The following is a 20,313-nucleotide window of genomic DNA, read 5'->3' as shown; positions in this document are numbered from 1 at the left end:
CGTCTTCGGAGACGAATCCGGATTACACCGAGAACGAGGAACCGCAGCCGCAGGTCGAGGTGGCCTGCGGGTTCTTGATCACGAACTGGGCGCCTTCCAGGTCATCCTTGTAGTCGATTTCCGCGCCGACCAGATACTGGTAGCTCATCGAATCGATCAACAGCTGGACGCCGTTCTTGACCATGGTGGTGTCGTCTTCATTGACGATTTCGTCGAAGGTGAAGCCGTACTGGAAGCCGGAGCAGCCGCCGCCCTGCACGAACACGCGCAGTTTCAGGTCGGGATTGCCTTCCTCTTCGATCAGTTGGGCGACCTTTTCAGCGGCGCTATCGGTAAAGACGATAGGTGCTGGCATTTCGGCAACAGCGTTCATTTCTAACTCCTACGAGAAAACAGTTGGGGTCCATTATAGACCCTTGGTGTGATTTATGCTCCGCACCCCGCAAAAACAGCGGGTTTTACGGCAACAGGGCGATTTGGGTCAGGCCGGTGGTTTCTTCCAGACCAAACATCAGATTCATGCACTGCACGGCCTGGCCGGAGGCGCCCTTGACCAGGTTGTCCTGCACCACCAGCACGATCACGGTGTTGCCGTTGTCCGGACGGTGCAGCGCCAGGCGCAACATATTCGAACCACGGGTCGAGCGGGTTTCCGGATGCGAACCGAATGGCATCACATCAACGAAGGCGCTGTCCTTATATTGGTCTTCAAACAGCTTCTGCAAGTCTTCGTTGCTGATGTCCTTGGTCAGGCGCGCGTACAGGGTCGAGTGCATGCCGCGGATCATCGGCACCAGGTGCGGCGTGAAGATCAGGCCAACCTTGTCCGAAGTGAACTTCTGCAACTGGGCCGACGTTTCCGGAGTGTGACGGTGACCGGCCACGCCGTAGGCCTTGAAGTTGTCCGACGCTTCCGAGAACAGGGTGCCGATTTCCGCCTTGCGGCCGGCGCCCGACACGCCCGACTTGCAGTCAGCGATCAGCGCGCTGGCGTCGATCACGCCAGCTTTCAGCAGCGGGTAGTAGCCCAGCTGCATGGTGGTCGGATAGCAGCCCGGATTGGCCACCAGACGGGCGTTCTTGATGCTGTCGCGGTTCAGTTCAGCCAGACCGTAGGCGGCCTCTTCCAGCAGTTCCGGGCAGGTGTGGTCAATTTTGTACCATTTTTCAAACACCGCCTGGTCCTTGATGCGGAAGTCGGCGGCCAGGTCGATGACTTTCACGCCGGCCTTCAGCAGCTCGGGGGCCTGCGCCATGGCCACGCCGTGCGGGGTGGCGAAGAACACCACGTCGCACTTGGTCAGGTCAGCGTTTTCCGGCGACGAGAATTTCAGGTTCACGCGGCCGCGCAACGAAGGGAACATATCAGCGACTGGCAAGCCGTCCTCTTTGCGCGAGGTGATTGCCGTCAGTTCCACGTTCGGGTGGACTGCCAACAAACGCAGCAGTTCTACCCCGGTGTATCCGGTGCCGCCGACGATGCCAACTTTGATCATTGTTCTTTCCTTGAAGTGTGAGGAGATGCGTGGGTAAATGGGTGCCATTTTATCAGGCAATGGCTACCGGCGTATGACGGTAGCCAGATGGAAAAAAAGCCGCCTGACACAAGGCCGGCGGCTTTTTCGGTGATGCGCCGCAAGCAGCGCACCCGAGCGTAAAAATTAACGCTTCGAGAATTGCTTTGCGCGACGTGCTTTGCGCAGACCAACTTTTTTACGTTCAACTTCACGTGCATCGCGGGTTACGAAGCCAGCGCGTGCCAGGTCACCTTTCAGGCCCGAATCGTAGTCGATCAGAGCGCGGGTGATGCCGTGACGGACGGCACCTGCCTGGCCGGACTCGCCGCCGCCGTGAACGTTGACTTTGATATCGAAACGTTCAACGTTGCCGGTCAGTTCCAGTGGTTGACGAATAACCATCAGGCCGGTTTCGCGCGAGAAGTATTCCGACGCAGGTTTGCCGTTGACGATGATTTGGCCAGTGCCAGCTTTGATGAACACACGAGCTACTGCACTCTTGCGACGGCCGGTGCCGTAATTGTAGTTACCGATCATGTCAGTTCCTTAGATTTCGAGTGCTTTAGGTTGCTGAGCAGCGTGCGGGTGCGAACCTTCGGCGTACACTTTCAGCTTCTTGATCATTGCGTAGCCCAGTGGGCCTTTTGGCAGCATGCCCTTGACGGCTTTTTCCAGAGCGCGACCTGGGAAACGCTGTTGCATTTTCAGGAAGTTGGTCTCATAGATGCCACCTGGGTAGCCCGAGTGACGGTAGTAGGTCTTCTCGGTTGCTTTGGTGCCGGTCACGCGCAGTTTGCCTGCGTTGATGATGACGATGAAATCGCCGGTATCGACGTGAGGGGTGAACTCAGGCTTGTGCTTGCCGCGCAGTCGGAGTGCCACTTCGCTGGCAACACGTCCGAGGACTTTGTCCGTCGCGTCAATCACGAACCAGTCGCGCTGGACTTCATGTCCTTTAGCGGAAAAAGTTTTCATGTGATGACTTTCTAAATTAGAAATTACCGCTCATATGGTGGTTCCGCTACAGAAACAGCGGACTCGGCCTTTTTATTTACTTTCCTGAGCGAATGGAAAGCCCACGATCATAACAGCCCGGGTAGCGTGGCGTCAAGCCCGGTTTAGCGTCCGGGCCGGGCAAACACAGGGCTGGCGCGGTCCATTACAATATGGACAAAGTTTTTCACACGGAGAATGCAATGGAATGCAAAGTTAGCTGGAATGGCCCGTCGGGCATGAGTTTCCTGGCCCAGACCGGTTCCGGCCACCTGGTCAGCATGGACGGGGCGCCGGAAGGCGGCGGCCACAACCTGGCGCCGCGTCCGATGGAAATGGTCCTGCTGGGCACTGGCGGCTGCACGGCTTACGACGTGGTGCTGATCCTGAAAAAAGGCCGGGCCGACATCCGCGGTTGCGAATGCGTGCTGAAAGCCGAACGGGCCGACACCGAGCCAAAAGTGTTCACCAAAATCAACTTCCACTTCGTGGTGACCGGCAAGGGCCTGAAACCGGAACAAGTCGAACGCGCCATCACCCTGTCGCACGACAAATACTGCTCAGCATCGATCATGCTGGGCAAGACCGCCGAAATCACCCACTCCTTCGAAATCGTCGAAGTCGCCTAAGCAATTCGGGGTCAGCTCTGTCATTCGGACACGCGCAGACGACAATTGAGAAATATCAAAGGATTCCGAAGTATTTGGTCATTGCAAACCTATAGCTCGGACATACCGGCTATTACTCTCAATTCGGTCTGTCCGTATTGATCTCTCTCAGATATCGTCTCTGCGTGTCCGAATGACAGAGCTGACCCCGAATGAAGCCCGGTCCTGCACAAGCTGAGGGTTCAGATGTAGTAGGCGGTGCTGGTCATGACTTTGCCCATGACCGCCATCGCAGCTTGCACCGGCGCCGGCACGGCAGCAGCGCCGAGGTGCTGGGCGGCGGCACCGTGCTCGATTTCATCGATGCGCATCTGGTCGACGATGGCGCGCGATTTGGCGTCCTGCGGCGGCAGCTTGTCGAGGTGGCTTTCCAGATGGGCTTCCACCTGGCGCTCGGTTTCCACCACAAAGCCCAGGCTGCGGGCGTCGCCCAGCACCGCGGCCACCGTGCCCAGTGCGTAAGCGCCAGCGTAGAAGAACGGGTTCAACACGCTGATGTGCGAGTTCAGTTCTTCCAGACGCTGCGCGGTCCACGCCAGATGGTCCTCTTCCTCGCGGCTGGAATGCTCGAACTGTTCACGGATCTGCCCGGTGCGGGCAAAGCGCGCTTGCGCGTTGTACAGCGCCTGTGCGCACACTTCGCCCACATGATTCACCCGCATCAGGCCAGCCGCGTGGCGGCGCTCCGCTTCGCTCATCTCCGCATCGGCCGCATGCGCCGCCGGCGTCGGTCGCGAGGCCGAGGCGACGCCAGCCACCACGCGCAGCGCCTTGTCGGCGCCGGCAATGAAACGGTCCAGGGGAGTGTGATGATGTGCGGCCATGTGCAAACCCGTGTCTTCAGATGGAAAGCCGCATTTTAACCGGCGTCCGCCTCTTCGCGTAGCTGACGCTGGCGCTCGATGTAGTCGGCCACCGGGCCGCGCACGTCAATTTTGGAAATGTCCTTGGCCACGCCCAGGTTCAGACCGAGCAGGAACGGGATGTTTTCCAGCGGCACTTCGGTGCAGTGCTCGCCAAACGCCTTCAGAAAGCGCCTGGACTCCACCACCCGCACCACTTTTTCCCCGCTCATGTATTGCAGGATGCTGGTGATGCTGTGGCCCTTGCCGATGGTGTGGTAGATGAAGCGGTTGAAATCGCGGTCCAGCTGCTTGAAATCCAGCGTTTCCTTGGTCATCAGCCCGGACAGGTAATACAGCCCCAGCGCCACACGGAAGAAGCCGGTGGACTCTTCGCGGTCGACGCCATTCTGCATCACCGCCAGTATTTTTTCCTTCAGATGCGGATTCATATTTCGCTACGCTCCCTGGTGCGACTATAGCAAGAGTTCTGTGTCACCAGTAGCTTGCGTGCAAGAATTTTGACATGCTATTCTTGAAACTTTTGAACTTGGGGGCAAGCACGATGATCGCGGTAAGCAGCCTGGCCAAACGCTTTCGCCTGCCCTCACGCGGCGGCAAGACCCGCACTGCGCGCGATCCGCGCGACCATGATGGCTGGTTCCATGCCGTACGCGACGTCAGTTTCCGCTGCGCCCCCGGCGAAGTGCTGGGCCTGCTCGGTCCCAACGGCGCCGGCAAGACCACCACCCTGCGCCTGCTGTCCACCGCCCTCAGGCCCGACGCCGGCAGCATTCACGCCAATGGCGTCGACCTGCTGGCCAATCCGTTGGTGGCGCGCCAGCACATTGGCTTCCTGTCCGGCTCCACCGGCCTGTATGGCCGCCTGACCGCGCGCGAAAACATCGAATATTTCGGCCGTCTGCACGGCATGAGCCCGGCCTACCTCAAGCGCCGCTGCGACGAGCTGTGCGAACTGCTGCAAATGCATGAGTTCGGCAACAAGCGCGCCGACCAGCTATCCACCGGCATGAAGCAGAAATGCGCCATCGCCCGCAGCGTGGTGCACGAACCGCAGATCGTCATTCTCGATGAGCCTACCACCGGCCTGGATGTGATGTCGGCCAAAATCCTGCTGGACTTTATCGCCAGCTACAAAGCCCTGCGCGTGCCGCTGATTTTCTCCACCCACCACCTGCACGAGGTGGAAAAGCTGTGCGACCGCGTGTGCATCATCAACCACGGCAAGACCGCCTTCCACGGCAGCATCGACGAACTGCGCCACCTGGGCGGCAGCGCCGATCTGTACGATGCCTTTGTCGGCGTCATCAATCAGGGAGGCTGAGCCATGTGGACCATCTATCTCAAGGAATTGCTGGAACTGGCGCGCGACCGCCGCACCTTCTTCTTCACCGTTTTCATCCCCGTGTTTGCCATGCCGCTGATTTTCGCCGGCTTTGGTTTCCTGTCTTCCAGCATGTTCAAGCAGGCCAGCACCGCCGACATGGCCTACGCCATCTTCGGCAAGGAGCACGCGCCGCAGCTGGCTCAACGCTTCGCCAACGAAAAAGGCTTCCATGAAATCGCGCTGGCCAGTCCGGACGAGATCAAGACCGCCATCGCCGCCGAGCGCATCAAGTTCGCGCTGGTGATTCCGCCCGGCCTGAACGACCGCCTGCACACGCAGCGGCAAGGCGCCATCCAGCTGCACTACAACAGCGCCGCCACCGTCGACCTGACCCGCAAGCGCGTGCACGCCGTGATCGGCAACGAAAACCGCGAACTGCGCGAGCGCGCCCTCTCCGCCTTCAACCTCAACCAGCAGCAGCTGGCGTTCGCGCTCGATCCGATCACGCTGGAAGACCACTCCACCGCCGACAAGCGCGAGCAGATGGGCGCGGTGGTCGGCGGCATGCTGCCCTACGTGCTGCTGATGGTGTGCCTGATGGCCGCGATGTATCCGGCAATCGACACCGGCGCCGGCGAGAAGGAGCGCGGCACGCTGGAAACCCTGCTGCTGGCGCCGGTCTCGCGCAGCGCCATCGTGCTGGCCAAGTTCCTGATGCTGTTCACCGTCGGCCTGGCCTCGGCCCTGCTGATGATCGTCAGCGTCGGTCTGCTGCTGCACTTCTTCGGCCACGCCATCGGCGGCGACGTGGTGCAGATGGTGCGCGCCATCGGCGTGCTGGACCTGGCGATGGTGGCGCTGATGCTGGTGCCGACCGCCGCCATCTTTGCCGCCATCCTGCTGTCGCTGTCGATCTACGCCAAAAGCTATAAGGAAGCGGCCGGCCTGATCTCGCCGCTGATGCTGGTCACCATCCTGCCGACGCTGGTGGCGCTGCTGCCCGGCGTGGAGCTGAACTGGACCTGGGCGATGGTGCCGCTGACCAATGTGTCGCTGGCAATGAAGGAATTGGTCAAAGGCACCATGGACTATCGCATGTTCTCCGTGATATTACTGTCAACAACACTGACTGCCGGCCTGTTGCTGGCCCTGTGCCGCTGGTGGTTCAACCGCGAGCAGGTTTTGTTTAGGAATTGAATAAGTTGTCTATTCAACTACGCTTCAGGCCGAACGGCCTGTTCCGCCAATTCTGCACTTTGGCGCACCATTTTGCCGCCCATCGCAATGGCGCCCCTCCTGTGGATCAAATTCAATACAATGCCATCATGTGAAAAGTGGTTTGTCGCGCAGAATCAGGAGTTAGTATGGAATTAAGCATCAGCAATCTGTCCAAAACCTATAGCAACGGCGTCGTGGCTTTGGACAATATTTCGCTCACCATCCCGACCGGGATGTTCGGTCTGCTCGGCCCCAATGGCGCCGGCAAATCGACGCTGATGCGTACCCTCGCCACTCTGCAGGAATGCGATTCCGGCTCGGTCTTCTTTGGCGATCTGGACGTGCTGGACGAGAAAGATGAAATCCGCCGCCTGCTGGGCTACCTGCCCCAGGATTTCGGCGTCTACCCGAAGGTGACCGCTTACGAACTGCTCGACCACTTTGCCGTGTTGAAAGGCCTGAGCAACCGCAACCGCCGGCGCGAAGTGGTGGACGGCCTGCTGCAGCAAACCAATCTGTTTGAGGTGCGCCACCAGCGTCTGGGCGGCTTCTCGGGCGGCATGCGCCAGCGTTTCGGCATCGCGCAGGCGCTGCTGGGCGATCCGAAGCTGATCATCGTTGACGAGCCGACCGCCGGCCTTGACCCGCAGGAACGCGTGCGCTTCCATAATCTGCTGTCCGACATTGGCGAAGACAAGACCGTGATCCTGTCCACCCACATCGTGTCCGACGTGGCCGATCTGTGCGCCAACATGGCCATCATCAACAAGGGCCACCTGCTGCTGTGCGGGCCGACCCAGGAGCTGATTCACGAAGTCAGCGACAAGATCTGGGCCCGTTTCATCAATAAGGCCGACCTGCCCTCGTTCCAGCTGCGCCATCCGGTGATCTCGTCGCGCCTGCTGTCCGGCCGCACCCTGATCCACGTCTACAGCGACACCGATCCCGGCGACGGCTTCGAGGAAGCCATCGGCGACCTGGAAGACGTCTACTTCGCCACCATCGCCGGCCGCCACCGCGCCGCGAACAGCTGCGATTAAGGGCGTATCATGTTTGCCATCGCCTTTTTTGAAGCGCGCCAGCGCCTCAAGCTCTTGTCCACGTGGGTGTACTTCTTCGGCTTCCTGGCCCTGACCATGTTGTGGATGGCTGCCGCCGGCGGCTTCTTCAAGGGCGCCTCGGTCACCTTTGGCAGCCAGCTGATCGACTCGCCGCGCTCGCTGATGTTCACCACCAGCTTCCTCGGCTCGCTGGGCGTGATCGTGATTGCCGCCATGATGGGGCGCTCGGTGCAGCAGGACTTCGAGTACGACATGCAGCACTTCTTCTTCAGCGCGCCGATCAAAAAACACCAGTACATGTTCGGCCGCTTCTTCGGCGCCTACCTGACACTGGCCGTGATCTTCACCAGCATCCTGCTGGGCGCCTGGCTGGGCAGCTTCATTCCCGGCATCGACCCCGAGCGGCTGGCGCATCCGGACGCGATTGCCTACCTGATTCCCTACCTGATCGTCATCCTGCCGAACATCTTCATCTTCGGCGCCGTGTTCTTCATCCTGGCCGCGCTGACGCGGCGCATGCTGCCGGTCTACATTTCCAGCGTGGTGATGCTGATCGGCTACATGGTGGCGCCCGGCCTGGCGCGCGACCTCGACTACAAAACCTTCGCCGCCCTGATCGACCCGTTCGGCACCACCGCCGTGATCCGCCTGACCGAATACTGGCCCATCATCGAGCGCAACTTCCGCCTGTTCCTGCCGGAAGGCGTGTACCTGCTGAACCGCGTGATCTGGGCCTCGGCGGCGCTGGCCGGCCTGCTGGTGGGCTACTGGCGCTTCCACTTCATCGCCACCAGCGACAGCGGCCACGGCAAGCGCAGCAGCACCGGCGAAGGCGAGATCCCGCAGCACCTGTCGCATACCTCCACCAGCACTCGGGAAAAGCCCGACTTCCAGGCGCGCAGCCTCGGCTGGCTGCTGCTGCGCTCCAGCTGGCTCAACCTGCGCGAAACCACCAAGAACATCTACTTCCTGGTGATCGTGCTGGCCGGCGTGCTGATGATGTGCGCCGCCTCGCTTGACCTCGGCTCGCTGTACGGCACCAACACCTACCCGGTCACCTACCAGGTGCTGGAAGTGGTGAGCGAAACCTTTGCCCTGTTCATGATGGTGATCACCACCTTCTACGCCGGCGAACTGATCTGGCGCGAACGCGAAGCCCACATGGGCCAGATGCTGGACGCCATGCCGGTGCCCAGCTGGCTGCCGCTGCTGGCCAAGCTGTTCGCGCTGATCGGTCTGCAAGCGCTGCTGATGGTGATCGTGATGCTGACCGGGATGGCGATCCAGATCTTCCAGGGCTACTTCCTGCTGCAGCCGGGGCTGTACCTGTATCATCTGTTCCTGGTGCAGATGCCCGGCTACGCGCTGACCGCGGTGCTGGCGATTGCGCTGCAGGTGCTGATCAACCAGCGCTACATCGCCTACTTCGCGATGATCGTCTACTACATCATCAGCGTGACCGCGCCCGGCATCGGGCTCGACAACCCGATGCTGGTATATGGCAACATGCCAAGCATCACCTACTCCGCCATGAACGGCTATGGCCACTTCCTGCTGCGCGAGCGCTGGTACGAAGCGTACTGGGGCGGCGCAGCGCTGCTGCTGATCGTGCTGTCGCTGCTGTTCTGGGCGCGCGGCACCAACGACGACTGGCGCCAGCGCCTGCAACTGGCGCGCCACGCGCTGACGGTGCCGGTACTGACCACCATAGCCGTGGGCGTGCTGATCTTTGCCGGCGCCGGCAGCGTGCTGTTCTACAACCAGTACGTGGCCGACTGCTTCAAGTCGGCCTACCACAAGGAAACCGAAAAAGCCGACTACGAGCGCAAGTACAAGCAATACGCCGTGCTGCCGCAGCCGCGCATCACCGACGTCAAGCTCAACGTCGACATCTGGCCGGAAAAGCGCACCCTGCTGGTCAAGGGCCGCTACCTGCTGCAGAACAAAACCGCGCAGCCGGTCAGCGACATCATCATTTCGCAGGACAACAGCGCGGCGCAGTACCGGGTGCGCTTCAGCCAGGAAGTGCGCAATGGCCTGCAGGATAGCGAGCTGGGCTTCTACAGCTACAAACTCAGCAAGCCACTGGCGCCGGGCGCGCAGCTGGCCATGGAGTTTGACATCAGCTACACGCCGCAAGGCATCCTGGGGCTGGGCCGCGACACGCCGGTGATCGGCAACGGCAGCTTCTTCAACAACGGCATCATGCCGCACATCGGCTACCAGCAGGACTGGGAACTGAGCGACGCGCGCGACCGCAAAAAGCACAAGCTGGTGGCGCGCGAACGCATGCTGCCGCGCGACGATCCGGCCGGCCTGGCCAACAACTTCACCGGCAACGACGCCGACTGGATCAGCTTTGACGCCACCGTCAGCACCAGCGCCGACCAGACCGCGATCGCGCCGGGCATGCTGGTCAAGGACTGGACCAGCAAAGGCCGCCGCTACTTCCACTACAAGATGGACCAGCCGATGCTGAACATGTACGCCTTCCAGTCGGCGCGCTACCTGGTCAAGCGCGACTGGTGGCAGGACGTCGGCATCGAGCTGTACTACCATCCGGGGCATGAATACAACCTGGACCGCATGGACAAGGGTATCAAGGAATCGCTGGACTACTACACCAAGAACTTCGGGCCGTACCAGCACAAGCTGGTGCGCATCGTCGAATTCCCGCGCTACTCGCAGTTTGCGCAATCGTATCCGAACACCATTCCGTATTCGGAATCGGTGGGCTTTATTGCCAAGGTCAACGACAAGAATCCCAAGGATCTGGACTACCCGTTCTACATCACCGCGCACGAAGTGGCGCACCAGTGGTGGGGCCACCAGCTGGTGGGCGGCGATACCCGCGGCGGTACCGTGCTGAGCGAGACGCTGGCCGAGTATTCCGCGTTGATGGTGATGAAGAAAAACTTCGGCGCCAGCAAGATGCGCCGCTTCCTGCACTATGATCTGGACCAGTACCTGCTGGGGCGCGCGCTGGAGCGCAAGAAAGAACTGCCGCTGGCGGAGAACGAAAACCAGAACTACATCCAGTACCGCAAGGGCAGCCTGGCGATGTACCAGCTACAGGACATCGTGGGCGAAGCCACCATCAACGCCGCGCTGAAAGACATCCTGAACCGGTACGGCCGCAAGTCCGGACCCTATCCAAGCGTGACGGTGCTGGTGGACGCCTTGCGCAAGGTGACGCCGGCAGAGCAGGCCTACCTGATCGACGACTTGTTCAACCACATCGTGCTGTATGAAAACCACGCCACCTTGGCCACCGCGCGCAAGCTGGGCGATGGCCGTTACGAGGTCAGCTTCACGGTCAGCGCCTCCAAGGTGCGCGCCGGCGAGCAAGGCGAGGAAAAAGACGTGCCGCTGCGCGACTGGATCGACGTCGGCGTCGACGACAAGGAAGGCAACAGCCTGCTGCGCGAGCGCATGCTGATCACACAGAAAGAAAACCGCTACACGGTGATTGTGAATGGCCGCCCGGCCAAAGCGGGCATCGATCCGGACAACAAGCTGATCGACCGCAAGCCGGACGACAACCTGATCAACGTCGAACTACAAGCGCAATAAACTCCGGGGTCAGGTCCGACATTTCAACACGAGCTCATGTTGAAAAAACGGACCTGACCCCGGATTTTTCAGCGGAGTTGCAGGCGGGTGGCGGCGCCCTCTTGCAGCTTGAACACTGCCACCACGGCGTTCAGCGCATCGGCCTGATCGTGCAGCGACGAGGCCGCCGCGGCCGCCTCTTCCACCAGCGCCGCGTTTTGCTGCGTTACCTGATCCATCTGGCCGATGGCCTGATTCACCTGCTCGATGCCGCTGCTCTGTTCCAGCGTGGCCGACGTGATCTCGCCCATGATGTCGGTCACGCGCTGAATGCTGTCCACCACTTCCGTCATGGTCGTGCCTGCCTGCGTCACCAGCGCGCTGCCGGCATTCACCTTCTCCAGCGAATCATCGATCAGCGTCTTGATTTCCTTGGCGGCCGCCGCGCTGCGCTGCGCCAGGTTACGCACTTCCGACGCCACCACCGCGAACCCACGGCCCTGCTCCCCGGCGCGCGCCGCTTCCACCGCCGCGTTCAAGGCCAGGATATTGGTCTGGAACGCAATCCCGTCAATCACGCTGATGATGTCGGCAATCTTGCGCGACGAACCGGTGATCGCTTCCATGGTGTCCACCACTTCCGACACCACGCCGCCGCCACGCTGCGCCACTTCCGAGGCCTTCACCGCCAGCTGATTGGCCTGGCGCGCATTGTCCGCGTTCTGCTTGACAGTCGCGGTCAGCTCTTCCATCGACGACGCGGTTTCTTCCAGGCTGGAGGCCTGTTCTTCCGTACGCCCGGACAGGTCCAGATTGCCGGCCGCGATCTGGCTCGACGCCGTCGAAATATTCTCGGTGCCGTTGCGCACTTCGGTCACGATGGCAATCAGGCCATCGTTCATCTTCTGCAAAGCGTCCAGCAGGCGGCCGGTTTCATCCGTGCTGGTGACTGCGATATGCGTGGTCAGATCCTTATGCGCCACCGCCACGGCGATATCCACCGCCTGGCACAGCGGCACGGTAATGCCGCGCGTCAGACGCCATGCGCACACCACGCCCAGCACCAGCACCACCAGACCGAACGCCACCATGAAGGTGCGGTTGCTCTCGTACAGCGTTTCAATCCGCTCCGCATTGGCATCGATGCTCTTGCGCTGCAAGTCCAGCAGGCCGCTCAGCGACGCCAGATACGCCTTGCCATCCGGCGTGAAGCGCTTGTCCAGCACCTCGGCCGCCTCGTCAAACTTGCCCTCCTTCTTCAGCGCGACGATGGCGTCGCGCGAGGCCAGGTACCGCTTGCGGTTATCCATCATAGCGGCGAACAGGGCTTTTTCCTCTGCGCTTTCCAGCAGCGGCTCCACCTTCTTTTGCAAGCCGTTGACCTCGGCCGTGGAGGACGCGGTTTCCTCGGCAAAGAACGGTCCCAGCGATGGGTCCGAACTCTTGGAAATGGCCGAGGTGCGGCGTACGCTGGTGTGAATCAGGCGATACCAGTCCGCAATCATGCGCTCCTTGGCCAGCGGCTGCTGCATCATCTCGCGCGTGGCAGTGGCCACCGTGTGCATGTGACGAATGCCAATTACCGTCATCAAAATCATCAACGCCAATACCAAGCCAAAGCCCGCCGCCAGGCGCGTGCCAATTTTTAAATTTTTCATGTTGAGTGCGCCCGCGAGGGCTATGGAATTAAAGAAGCGTGACCACTGTTGAAACCGCGGTTCGGGTAGAAGAAGATTGATTACCCAATAGAATCAATAGTTTACCACAGCAAATAATTCAGTGCTTACGCGGTGACGGAAAGTGAATTGACCAGTCCCATATCATAGGAGCTGGAAACGACCGTGCTGGCCAGATTGGGATTGATTTTCAGCAGTTCCGCCCAGTTGGCGGCTGCCTGTTCAGACCAGGCGCTGGTGACGACGCCCGTGCCATTATAGATGCCGGATTCGGAGGGACTGCTCGCCAGGCTGGAGACAATGCCCAGGTTCAGCGCATGCTGCGCCGTGGTGGAAGTATCAACATTGCTGCCCTCTTCGGGCACGCTGACCGGCTCTTCCACCGTGCCCGCCTGCTGCAGCGCCGTCAGCAAGCCACTGGGCGTGTACACCGCAGCGCCGGTGGAGCCGCCGAGCGAAGCCACCACCGCCGACTGTGCCGACAGGCTGACCGCCTCCGACGACAATGCCGCCGCAGCCGTCGCCGGAGCGACGGTCGGCACATACGGCTGGTAAGCCGCATTGGAGGTAACTGTGTTGAGCGTGACGGTCATGATCTCTTCAATATAGCACTAAACCGGACGGTTGGAAGGCGTCCGGTTTTTCTTGCTGAAGCGACAATCAGATCTTGCCAGCGTCGTGGGCCCGCTTGATCTTGTCTTCATGGCGTTCCACTTTTTCTTCATGGCGCGCTACTTTGGCTTCATGCTTGTCGACCTGATGACGGGCGATGACTTTCTCGTCATGGCGGATTTCGTGCTTTTGCTCGTTGATCGCGTGCTGCTCGCTGCGACGGGCCTGGTCCAGCTGACGGGCGCCCGCCAGATCGCCTTTCTTCAGCTCGACATGCTCCGCATGGGCCAGCGCATTCCGCTCCTGCTTCTCGGCGCGCAGTTCCTGCTTGCCTGCGACCACCTCGCCCTTCTTGACCCCGATCACCGCGTTGTCGTGCTGAATTTCGCGGTTATCTTGATGAATCAGTTGGTTGTCCTGGCGAATCTGCACATTGTCTTGGTGGACCTGAGCCGCTGGCGACTGCGCAAATGCAGCAGCACTGATCATCGAAAGCAGACCGGTCATCATCAGGGTTTTGGTTTTCATGACTGTGTTCCTTTTATTGGGTTGGCAGATCGCTGTTCATCAGCGTTCTTGCACATTCAACGCGGCCGGATCAGGACAGGACGACCGGAATTCCGTAAGAAAAGTTACGAGTTGTATCCTGCAAGTGACGCGGCTAGTCCGCGCTGCCAGGCGCTGCCTGCGACGCGCAAGCTTGAACAATTCCCCCGGCCAGGGTTGCTGCATGCAGGCCTGGCTGCATCGTCTCGGCGCTGGGTGAGAGATTCGGATACCACCCGTCATACCAATGGTCCGAAGCGAATTTGGCCTTCGACACGCCGCGCGTCCGGCGGCGCACAGTGCCGATGCGCACGCCCTCATCTTCGACACGCTCGGTTCCCAGCCGCACTATGCGTATCGCCATGTGTCACCTCACTAATTGATGATTTCGCCCATGCCCTCGGCAACGCGTTTTCTGAGGTTCTGGATAAATTCATCGTCGAACAGCTCCCAGCTTTCCAGCTCACCGAGAATTTTCAACGGGGCCCTGGATCGGTACGATCGCGTTGGATTGCCTGGGAATTTCTTATCCGTCACGTTTGGGTCATTCTCAAACTCTCCCGTTGGCTCAACGATATACACGCGCGGCTTGCCATTCCCCTTGGCCATTTCCGCAGCCAAGCCCGCGCCCTTGGGCAGGGCTGTGAAATAGATGTGGTTCATCACCACGCTGTGGTCGTAGTTGGATCGGAAACCTGCCGTCAAAAGATCGCCAACCTGCAAATCAGCTTTCGTGCCATGGTAAAACGGCCCTGCGTCTAAAACATTCATGCAGACCTCCTAGTCATGTATTTTTTTTATTCTAGGGAAATCGTACTAAGTTTGCAGAAAAGCGCGTCGCGGGTTCTGGATACTGATCCGATCGGCAAATGTTTTGCCACTGGCATGTCTGGCTTCGATGCTCCTGAATGTCAATAGAGTGATAAAATTACAATTTTTCATCTCATCCTGACCGGCGTATGCATCCTACGGAACTTCAATTGATTCAACTGGCGCGGCAGGTGGGCGGGATGGCGCAGCAGGCGGCGGGGGCTTATCAGCAGGCGCAGGCGGGGTTGCAGTTGGAGCGGCTGTTTATGCTTGAAAGTGTCGCCACCGAAGACGGGACACGGCAGGCGCTGGATACGGTGGCGCGGCTCGCGGAGCTGCATCAGGCGCATCAACAGATGTTTGCGAAGTTTGTTCCGGCGGTGCTGGAGCAGCTCACGGCTGCCATCGCTGCATTGCCAGCGGAGAAGGTACATGAGTATCAGCAGGGCCTGGTTCCATCGTTAAATCGGACGCTGGCGGAGCAGGCGGAGTTTTATGCCAACCGCGATCGCTGGATCAGCGCGGTGCGCGAGATGTTCTCCATCGTCGAGGAGAATCGCGATGTCATCAGCGTGGAAGACGGTCAGCTGCTGTTTCATGACGATGCGGTGATCGATCGCTATGAGGCGGCGCAGCAGATCATTAACGATATTCACGCATACGAAGTCGCGCACATGCAGGAGAAGATGGCGCGGGCAGCAGCGTCCAGCGCTTATCTGGCGGCGCTGGAGCGTGGCGCCAGACAGTAGGTACTGCTCGCGTTCTATGGATTCCGGCCTTCGCCCACTGCTGTCCGGAATAGTCTTGTTGACATAAGTTCAAAATAATGAAGGCTGCAGTTTCGCCATGGTGTTAGCGTTCTCTCGTCGTCGTCGGTAACTGGAGATGTCGGTATCGGGACGCTGAAATAAAGTGGCGCGGACGATGCACAGACATTCCCAGCAGGTCAGCTTGCGCCACCGCTGCTGGCGATACAACTCAACAAGCAAGTAGCTGATGAGCGCGGTGAGCAGCTGGATGCGGACGGCATTTTCACTGCGCCCCAAGAAACGTTTGATTCTCAGATGCTGCTTGATCCATTTGAAAAACAGCTCGATCCCCCAGCGCTCCTTGTAGCGCTGGGCGATTTCCAGCGCGGGGCTGGTTAAATCGTTGGTGGCAAACACCAGTGGGGACGACCCGGGGCGTACGACAGTGACTCGCCTGAGCAGTTTTTCATAAGCATTGTGCCGTTTGCCACCGGGCGTCTTGTGTTTGAAACGTAGCAGTTCGTCAGCTAACACCGTCTCACGTGCTTGCTGCGGGATCTCCAGCTCCTTATCGGTGACCAGATTGGCATTACTCTTGAAGCGGGTGACGAAGGTGGCCTGCGCCTCATCAATGCAGTGCCACCAGTTGTAGTCGCAATAGCCTTTATCGAAAACATATAGAGCGCCGGCTTGAAGCGGGACAGCGCGCGCTTGCAGGACATCATTGATGTTCGGCGCAGTCATGGTTTGCCACAGAGGGATTTTACTGTTTGCATCCAATAACAGATGCAGCTTCAGTCCCTGGGTGTTGCGGGTCGCGTTATCGGCCGTCCAGCGCTCAAATTCACGCCCCTTCAAGGTAATCGAGGTCGAGTCAAGCAGGTAAGTCAGATCTCTGGCCTCCCGGCCCAAGGTGCCCGCGAGTTTGGTGATCAGCCAGTTGGCCGTTTCGTTAAACACTGCCACAGAGCGGCGTTCGTTGGCATCGGCCAGCGTCGTGCGGCGAATGCAACGGGCATCAAGGTGATAGTGGTGAGCCAGATGGCGGTTGAAACCGGCGGCCAAAGGCCGTAAGCCTTCGGCGCCGCTCAGCTGAGCGTAGACCATCGTCAGCAAATGCTGCCAGGGGCCGAAGCCCTTGCAATATTTGTTTGCCTTGTGCTTTTTGACCAGTTGGTCGAAGGAACTGCGCGGCAGCCCCTTCATTATTTGATGAAAAGTCGATATGCTGAACATGTTGCGGGTTTGGTTTTTGAGTTTGGCGACTACGGGTATACGCCCGTTAACCAATACCTGCAACACCTCCAGGCTTATTCAAGCAAATTTATTCCGGACAGCAGTGGGCCTTCGCCGGAATGACGATGCAAAAACGGGACCGTGCAGGTCCCGTTTTTTTACTCTGCCGTGGCGGCGGCTTTTTTGGGGGCCGCTTTCCTGGCTGCCGGCTTCTTTGCTGCCGGCTTCTTTACCGCCGCAGCTTTTTTAACCGGTGCTTTTTTCTCTTCGGCGGTGCCCTCTTCCGTGGCTGCTGCGGCTTTGCCTTTCGCCGGCGCCTTGGCTTTGCGCTCTTCAAACTCGAAGCTGATCTTGCCGTCCTTGCCCTTCACCAGGAAGGCCTTGAACGGACGGCGCGTGCGCTGCGAGATGAAGCCCGGCAGCAAATCAGTCTTGCCGTCGTTGAGCAGCTTGGCCATCTGTTCCGGCAGAATTTCTTGCTGCAGGATGATGCGGCCGCTGCGGAAGTCGCAGGTCTTCGGCTTCGCCACGCTGTGCTCGCACACATACGCCAGGCCCATCTCGTACACGCCGCCATTGCACTTCGGGCACGGGCCCAGCGGCGTCTGCTGGCTGAAGTCGACCGGTTCCGAATCCTCGGACTCATCGTTCTGGCCGAAGTCGAACTCCAGCTTGAAGTTGTTGATGTCCTCGTCGCGCACGATGCGCAAAATGGCGGCAAACGGGCGGCCCATCTTGGAGCGGAAGCCCTGCAGCGGGCCGATGGTGCGGTCCTTCAGCAGTTGTTCCACTTCCTCGATTTCGAACTGGCGGCCGCCCGGCGTTTTGCTCATCGAGAAATCGCACTTGGTGCAGGCGAAGCGGCGATAGTTTTCCTTCACCACGCCGCCGCAGTTCGGGCATGGCGTCTGCATGGTGTGATAGTCGCCCGGAATCGTGTCGTTGTCGTATTCCTTGGCGCGCTTGACGATCACCTGCGTCATCTGCGCAATCTCGCGCATGAATTCGTCACGCGAGATTTTGCCCTTCTCCATCTGCGACAGCTTGTATTCCCACTCGCCGGTCAGCTCGGGCGCGGTCAGTTCGTTCACGCCCAGGCCGCGCAGCAGCGTCATCAGCTGGAAGGCTTTGGCGGTCGGCATCAGTTCGCGGCCTTCGCGCAGCAGATACTTTTCGGTCAGCAGCCCTTCAATGGTGGCCGCGCGCGTGGCTGGCGTGCCCAGGCCTTTGCCGGCCATGGCGTCGCGCAGTTCGTCGTCTTCCACCAGCTTGCCGGCGCCTTCCATGGCGGACAGCAGCGTCGCTTCCGTGTAGCGGGCCGGCGGCTTGGTGACCAGGCCATTGGCATCGACCCGGTCGGTCAGCACTTTCTCGCCCTTGGCGACCGGCACCAGGCTCTTGTTGTTGCCTTCCTTTTCCTTGTCGTCGCCGTCGGCTTCCTTGCCGTAGATGGCCAGCCAGCCCGGATTGGTCATGACCTTGCCTTCGGTCTTGAAGGTGTGGCCCGACACTTCGGTAAAGCGGGTGGTGACCTGGAATTCGGCGGCCGGGAAGAACACGGCCATGAAGCGGCGCGTCACCAGGTCGTACAGCTTCTGTTCCGGCTCGGACAGGTTCTTCGGCGCGATCGTGGTCGGGATGATCGCAAAGTGGTCCGAGATCTTGGTGTTGTCGAAGATGCGCTTGTTCGGCTTGACCCAGCCCTTGTCCAGGATCTGCTTGGCGAACTGGTGGTAGTTGTTGTTCTCTTTCACCACCTCCAGCGTCTGCTGCACGGTGGCCAGATAGTCCTCTGGCAGATGGCGCGAATCGGTACGCGGGTAGGTCAGCACTTTGTGCTTTTCGTACAGCGCCTGTGCCAGGCCCAGCGTGTTCTTGGCCGAGAAGCCGAAGCGCGAGTTGGCCTCGCGCTGCAGGCTGGTCAGGTCGAACAGGCCCGGCGAGATCGAGGTGGTCGGCTTGGCTTCCTCGGTGACATTGCCCGGCTTACCGCGCACGGCCAGCGCGATGGAGTCGGCGGCGGCCTTGCTCCACAGGCGCTCGGCGCGCTTTTCCGGATCGTTCTCGTCTTTCTTGAACTTGGTATCCAGCCAGCGGCCTTCGTACACGCCGGCGGCGCAGACGAATTCAGCGCGCACTTCCCAGTAGTCGCGCGGAACGAATTTTTTGATCTTTTCTTCGCGCTCGACCACGATCGACAGGGTCGGCGTTTGCACACGGCCGACGGTGGTCAGGTAGAAGCCGCCCTCTTTCGAGTTGAAGGCGGTCATGGCGCGGGTGCCGTTGATGCCGATCAGCCAGTCCGCTTCCGAGCGGCAGCGCGCGGCGTCGGCCAGCGGCATCATTTCCTCGTCGCTGCGCAGGTGGGCGAAGCCGTCGCGGATGGCGGCCGGCGTCATCGACTGCAGCCACAGGCGCTTGACCGGTTGCTTGGCCTTGGCGTTCTGCGCGATCAGGCGGAAGATCAGTTCTCCTTCGCGGCCCGCGTCGCATGCGTTGATCAGGGTGTCGACATCTTTGCGCTTGATCAGCTTGTTCAGCACCTTGAGGCGCGCCTCGGTCTTGGCGATCGGGTTCAGCGCGAAATACGGCGGAATCATCGGCAGGTGCGCAAAGCTCCATTTGCCGCGTTTGACGTCATGCTCTTCCGGGACGGCGATTTCCAGCAGGTGACCGACGGCGGAGGACAACACGTACTCGTCGGATTCAAAGTACTCATCGTGCTTGGTAAAGCCGCCTAGCGTCTTCGCGATGTCGTTCGCGACAGAAGGCTTCTCGGCGATGATGAGGGTTTTGCTCATATTTTAATATCTCGTTTTTAACACTTCGGGGGAATAGCATGCGCATCATACATGGATCGCAGGGCAAGCTGCACGTTTCCGTCACAGTCTTGTCAAAGCGCAAATAATAAGCGGATTGCCGATCGCATCGCAAGCCTACAACAATTCCGCGCCGATTATGGCGTGATTTATTGCTCGGAGGGAAATTTTGTCGGGCTTTAATGCAACAGGCGGGGCGCCTGGTCTTCGTCCGAACCGAACAAGTCGTCGAACATCAGGGCGTCGGGTTCCTTGCCCTGGCTCCAGAGCAACATCAGCACGATGACCTTGAGTTTGCCCAGCGAGACCGGTGCTTCGTCCAGCGCCAGTGCGCGCTCGACCACGATTTCGCGTTGCAGCGGAGACAACACCTTGGCCGACTCCAGGAACTGGATGAAGCCGATGGCGGCGCCGCCCAGCGCGTCGGTTTCCTCTTCCACATAGAAGCGCGTGCCGGTGGAGGCGGCGGTCAGCGAGTGTTCAACCCCGGCCATGGCAGTCAGGTCGGTCAGCCAGACCAGCGCTTCGGAAATCTCGACATCGTCAAAACCGACAGCCGACAGCTTCTTGGCCAATGCCGCCGGTTCAGGGCAGGCATCGGGACGGTAATAAGTCTCGTAGAGATAAACAAGGACGTCGAACATGGCTCTACTCTATCAGTTAAAA

Annotated in this window: 19 protein-coding genes and 1 pseudogene; 6 read left to right on the top strand and 14 right to left on the bottom strand. The window is 59.9% G+C overall.

Annotation, left to right across the window (positions count from 1 at the left end; genetic code table 11):
- Positions 1 to 22: 22 nt before the first annotated feature.
- The 4 genes from erpA to rplM form a co-directional block, all read right to left on the bottom strand.
- The gene (gene erpA / locus ABDW57_RS24465; RefSeq protein ID WP_155463732.1) at positions 23 to 373 is read right to left on the bottom strand and encodes an iron-sulfur cluster insertion protein ErpA; all 351 of its coding nucleotides are present in this window, start codon (positions 371 to 373) and stop codon (positions 23 to 25) included.
- A gap of 85 nt (positions 374 to 458) precedes the next feature.
- Complete coding sequence (gene argC, locus ABDW57_RS24460) at positions 459 to 1,496, bottom strand: N-acetyl-gamma-glutamyl-phosphate reductase (RefSeq protein WP_343732746.1); 1,038 nt, start codon at positions 1,494 to 1,496, stop codon at positions 459 to 461.
- 165 nt (positions 1,497 to 1,661) lie between these two features.
- The gene (rpsI, locus tag ABDW57_RS24455; protein ID WP_092279325.1) at positions 1,662 to 2,054 is read right to left on the bottom strand and encodes a 30S ribosomal protein S9; all 393 of its coding nucleotides are present in this window, start codon (positions 2,052 to 2,054) and stop codon (positions 1,662 to 1,664) included.
- Between the two features lie 9 nt (positions 2,055 to 2,063).
- Positions 2,064 to 2,492, bottom strand: a complete 429-nt coding sequence (gene rplM, locus ABDW57_RS24450; protein WP_056157909.1) for a 50S ribosomal protein L13 — start codon at positions 2,490 to 2,492, stop codon at positions 2,064 to 2,066.
- A 221-nt stretch (positions 2,493 to 2,713) separates the two neighbouring features.
- Between rplM and ABDW57_RS24445 the strand changes: the two genes are divergently transcribed.
- Positions 2,714 to 3,139 carry an OsmC family protein gene (locus ABDW57_RS24445; RefSeq protein ID WP_343732745.1) on the top strand — a complete coding sequence of 142 codons (426 nt, stop codon included), beginning with the start codon at positions 2,714 to 2,716 and terminating at the stop codon, positions 3,137 to 3,139.
- Between the two features lie 221 nt (positions 3,140 to 3,360).
- Here ABDW57_RS24445 and coq7 read toward each other — a convergent pair whose 3' ends face one another.
- Together coq7 and ABDW57_RS24435 are read right to left on the bottom strand one after the other, a co-directional pair.
- Positions 3,361 to 4,002 (bottom strand): 2-polyprenyl-3-methyl-6-methoxy-1,4-benzoquinone monooxygenase, encoded by a 642-nt coding sequence (coq7, locus tag ABDW57_RS24440; protein WP_343732744.1) that lies wholly within the window; start codon positions 4,000 to 4,002, stop codon positions 3,361 to 3,363.
- Between the two features lie 35 nt (positions 4,003 to 4,037).
- A complete protein-coding gene (locus tag ABDW57_RS24435; RefSeq protein WP_343732743.1) occupies positions 4,038 to 4,472 on the bottom strand; it encodes a hypothetical protein in 435 nt (144 codons plus the stop codon).
- 113 nt (positions 4,473 to 4,585) lie between these two features.
- Here ABDW57_RS24435 and ABDW57_RS24430 point away from each other — a divergent pair, with 113 nt between their 5' ends.
- From ABDW57_RS24430 to ABDW57_RS24415, 4 genes are all read left to right on the top strand, one after another.
- Positions 4,586 to 5,365 (top strand): ATP-binding cassette domain-containing protein, encoded by a 780-nt coding sequence (locus ABDW57_RS24430; protein WP_343732742.1) that lies wholly within the window; start codon positions 4,586 to 4,588, stop codon positions 5,363 to 5,365.
- A 3-nt stretch (positions 5,366 to 5,368) separates the two neighbouring features.
- Positions 5,369 to 6,565, top strand: a complete 1,197-nt coding sequence (locus ABDW57_RS24425; RefSeq protein ID WP_343732741.1) for an ABC transporter permease — start codon at positions 5,369 to 5,371, stop codon at positions 6,563 to 6,565.
- A 167-nt stretch (positions 6,566 to 6,732) separates the two neighbouring features.
- Positions 6,733 to 7,626: an ABC transporter ATP-binding protein gene (locus tag ABDW57_RS24420; RefSeq protein WP_176649241.1), complete on the top strand. Its 894-nt coding sequence runs from the start codon at positions 6,733 to 6,735 to the stop codon at positions 7,624 to 7,626.
- Positions 7,627 to 7,635: 9 nt separating this feature from the next.
- Positions 7,636 to 11,220 (top strand): M1 family aminopeptidase, encoded by a 3,585-nt coding sequence (locus ABDW57_RS24415; RefSeq protein WP_343732740.1) that lies wholly within the window; start codon positions 7,636 to 7,638, stop codon positions 11,218 to 11,220.
- A 68-nt stretch (positions 11,221 to 11,288) separates the two neighbouring features.
- Here the strand turns inward: ABDW57_RS24415 and ABDW57_RS24410 are convergent, their stop codons facing one another.
- The 5 genes and pseudogenes from ABDW57_RS24410 to arr form a co-directional block, all read right to left on the bottom strand.
- Positions 11,289 to 12,857, bottom strand: coding sequence for a methyl-accepting chemotaxis protein (locus ABDW57_RS24410; protein ID WP_343732739.1), 1,569 nt, complete (start codon positions 12,855 to 12,857; stop codon positions 11,289 to 11,291).
- A gap of 125 nt (positions 12,858 to 12,982) precedes the next feature.
- Positions 12,983 to 13,468, bottom strand: a complete 486-nt coding sequence (locus ABDW57_RS24405; RefSeq protein ID WP_343732738.1) for a hypothetical protein — start codon at positions 13,466 to 13,468, stop codon at positions 12,983 to 12,985.
- Between the two features lie 67 nt (positions 13,469 to 13,535).
- Positions 13,536 to 14,015 (bottom strand): hypothetical protein, encoded by a 480-nt coding sequence (locus tag ABDW57_RS24400; RefSeq protein WP_343732737.1) that lies wholly within the window; start codon positions 14,013 to 14,015, stop codon positions 13,536 to 13,538.
- A gap of 214 nt (positions 14,016 to 14,229) precedes the next feature.
- Positions 14,230 to 14,397 (bottom strand): annotated as a pseudogene (locus tag ABDW57_RS24395) (DUF488 domain-containing protein); the annotation flags it as partial.
- Positions 14,398 to 14,408: 11 nt separating this feature from the next.
- Entirely contained in the window at positions 14,409 to 14,804 is a 396-nt protein-coding gene (gene arr / locus ABDW57_RS24390) for an NAD(+)--rifampin ADP-ribosyltransferase (RefSeq protein ID WP_343732736.1), read from the bottom strand.
- 209 nt (positions 14,805 to 15,013) lie between these two features.
- On the opposite strand from arr, the gene ABDW57_RS24385 reads away from it, so the two are divergent.
- Entirely contained in the window at positions 15,014 to 15,592 is a 579-nt protein-coding gene (locus tag ABDW57_RS24385) for a hypothetical protein (RefSeq protein WP_343732735.1), read from the top strand.
- A 69-nt stretch (positions 15,593 to 15,661) separates the two neighbouring features.
- On the opposite strand, the gene ABDW57_RS24380 is transcribed toward ABDW57_RS24385, so the two are convergent.
- From ABDW57_RS24380 to ABDW57_RS24370, 3 genes are all read right to left on the bottom strand, one after another.
- Complete coding sequence (locus tag ABDW57_RS24380) at positions 15,662 to 16,891, bottom strand: IS4 family transposase (RefSeq protein WP_343732734.1); 1,230 nt, start codon at positions 16,889 to 16,891, stop codon at positions 15,662 to 15,664.
- A gap of 95 nt (positions 16,892 to 16,986) precedes the next feature.
- Positions 16,987 to 19,629: a DNA topoisomerase III gene (locus tag ABDW57_RS24375; RefSeq protein ID WP_343732733.1), complete on the bottom strand. Its 2,643-nt coding sequence runs from the start codon at positions 19,627 to 19,629 to the stop codon at positions 16,987 to 16,989.
- Positions 19,630 to 19,826: 197 nt separating this feature from the next.
- Positions 19,827 to 20,291 (bottom strand): DUF494 domain-containing protein, encoded by a 465-nt coding sequence (locus ABDW57_RS24370; protein WP_176649253.1) that lies wholly within the window; start codon positions 20,289 to 20,291, stop codon positions 19,827 to 19,829.
- Positions 20,292 to 20,313: the final 22 nt, after the last annotated feature.

The organism is Duganella sp., assembly GCF_039595735.1.
Lineage (GTDB): Bacteria > Pseudomonadota > Gammaproteobacteria > Burkholderiales > Burkholderiaceae_D > Rugamonas.
The sequence above is the reverse complement of the archived record's forward strand: the minus strand, read 5'-3'. Positions and strand labels throughout refer to the sequence as shown.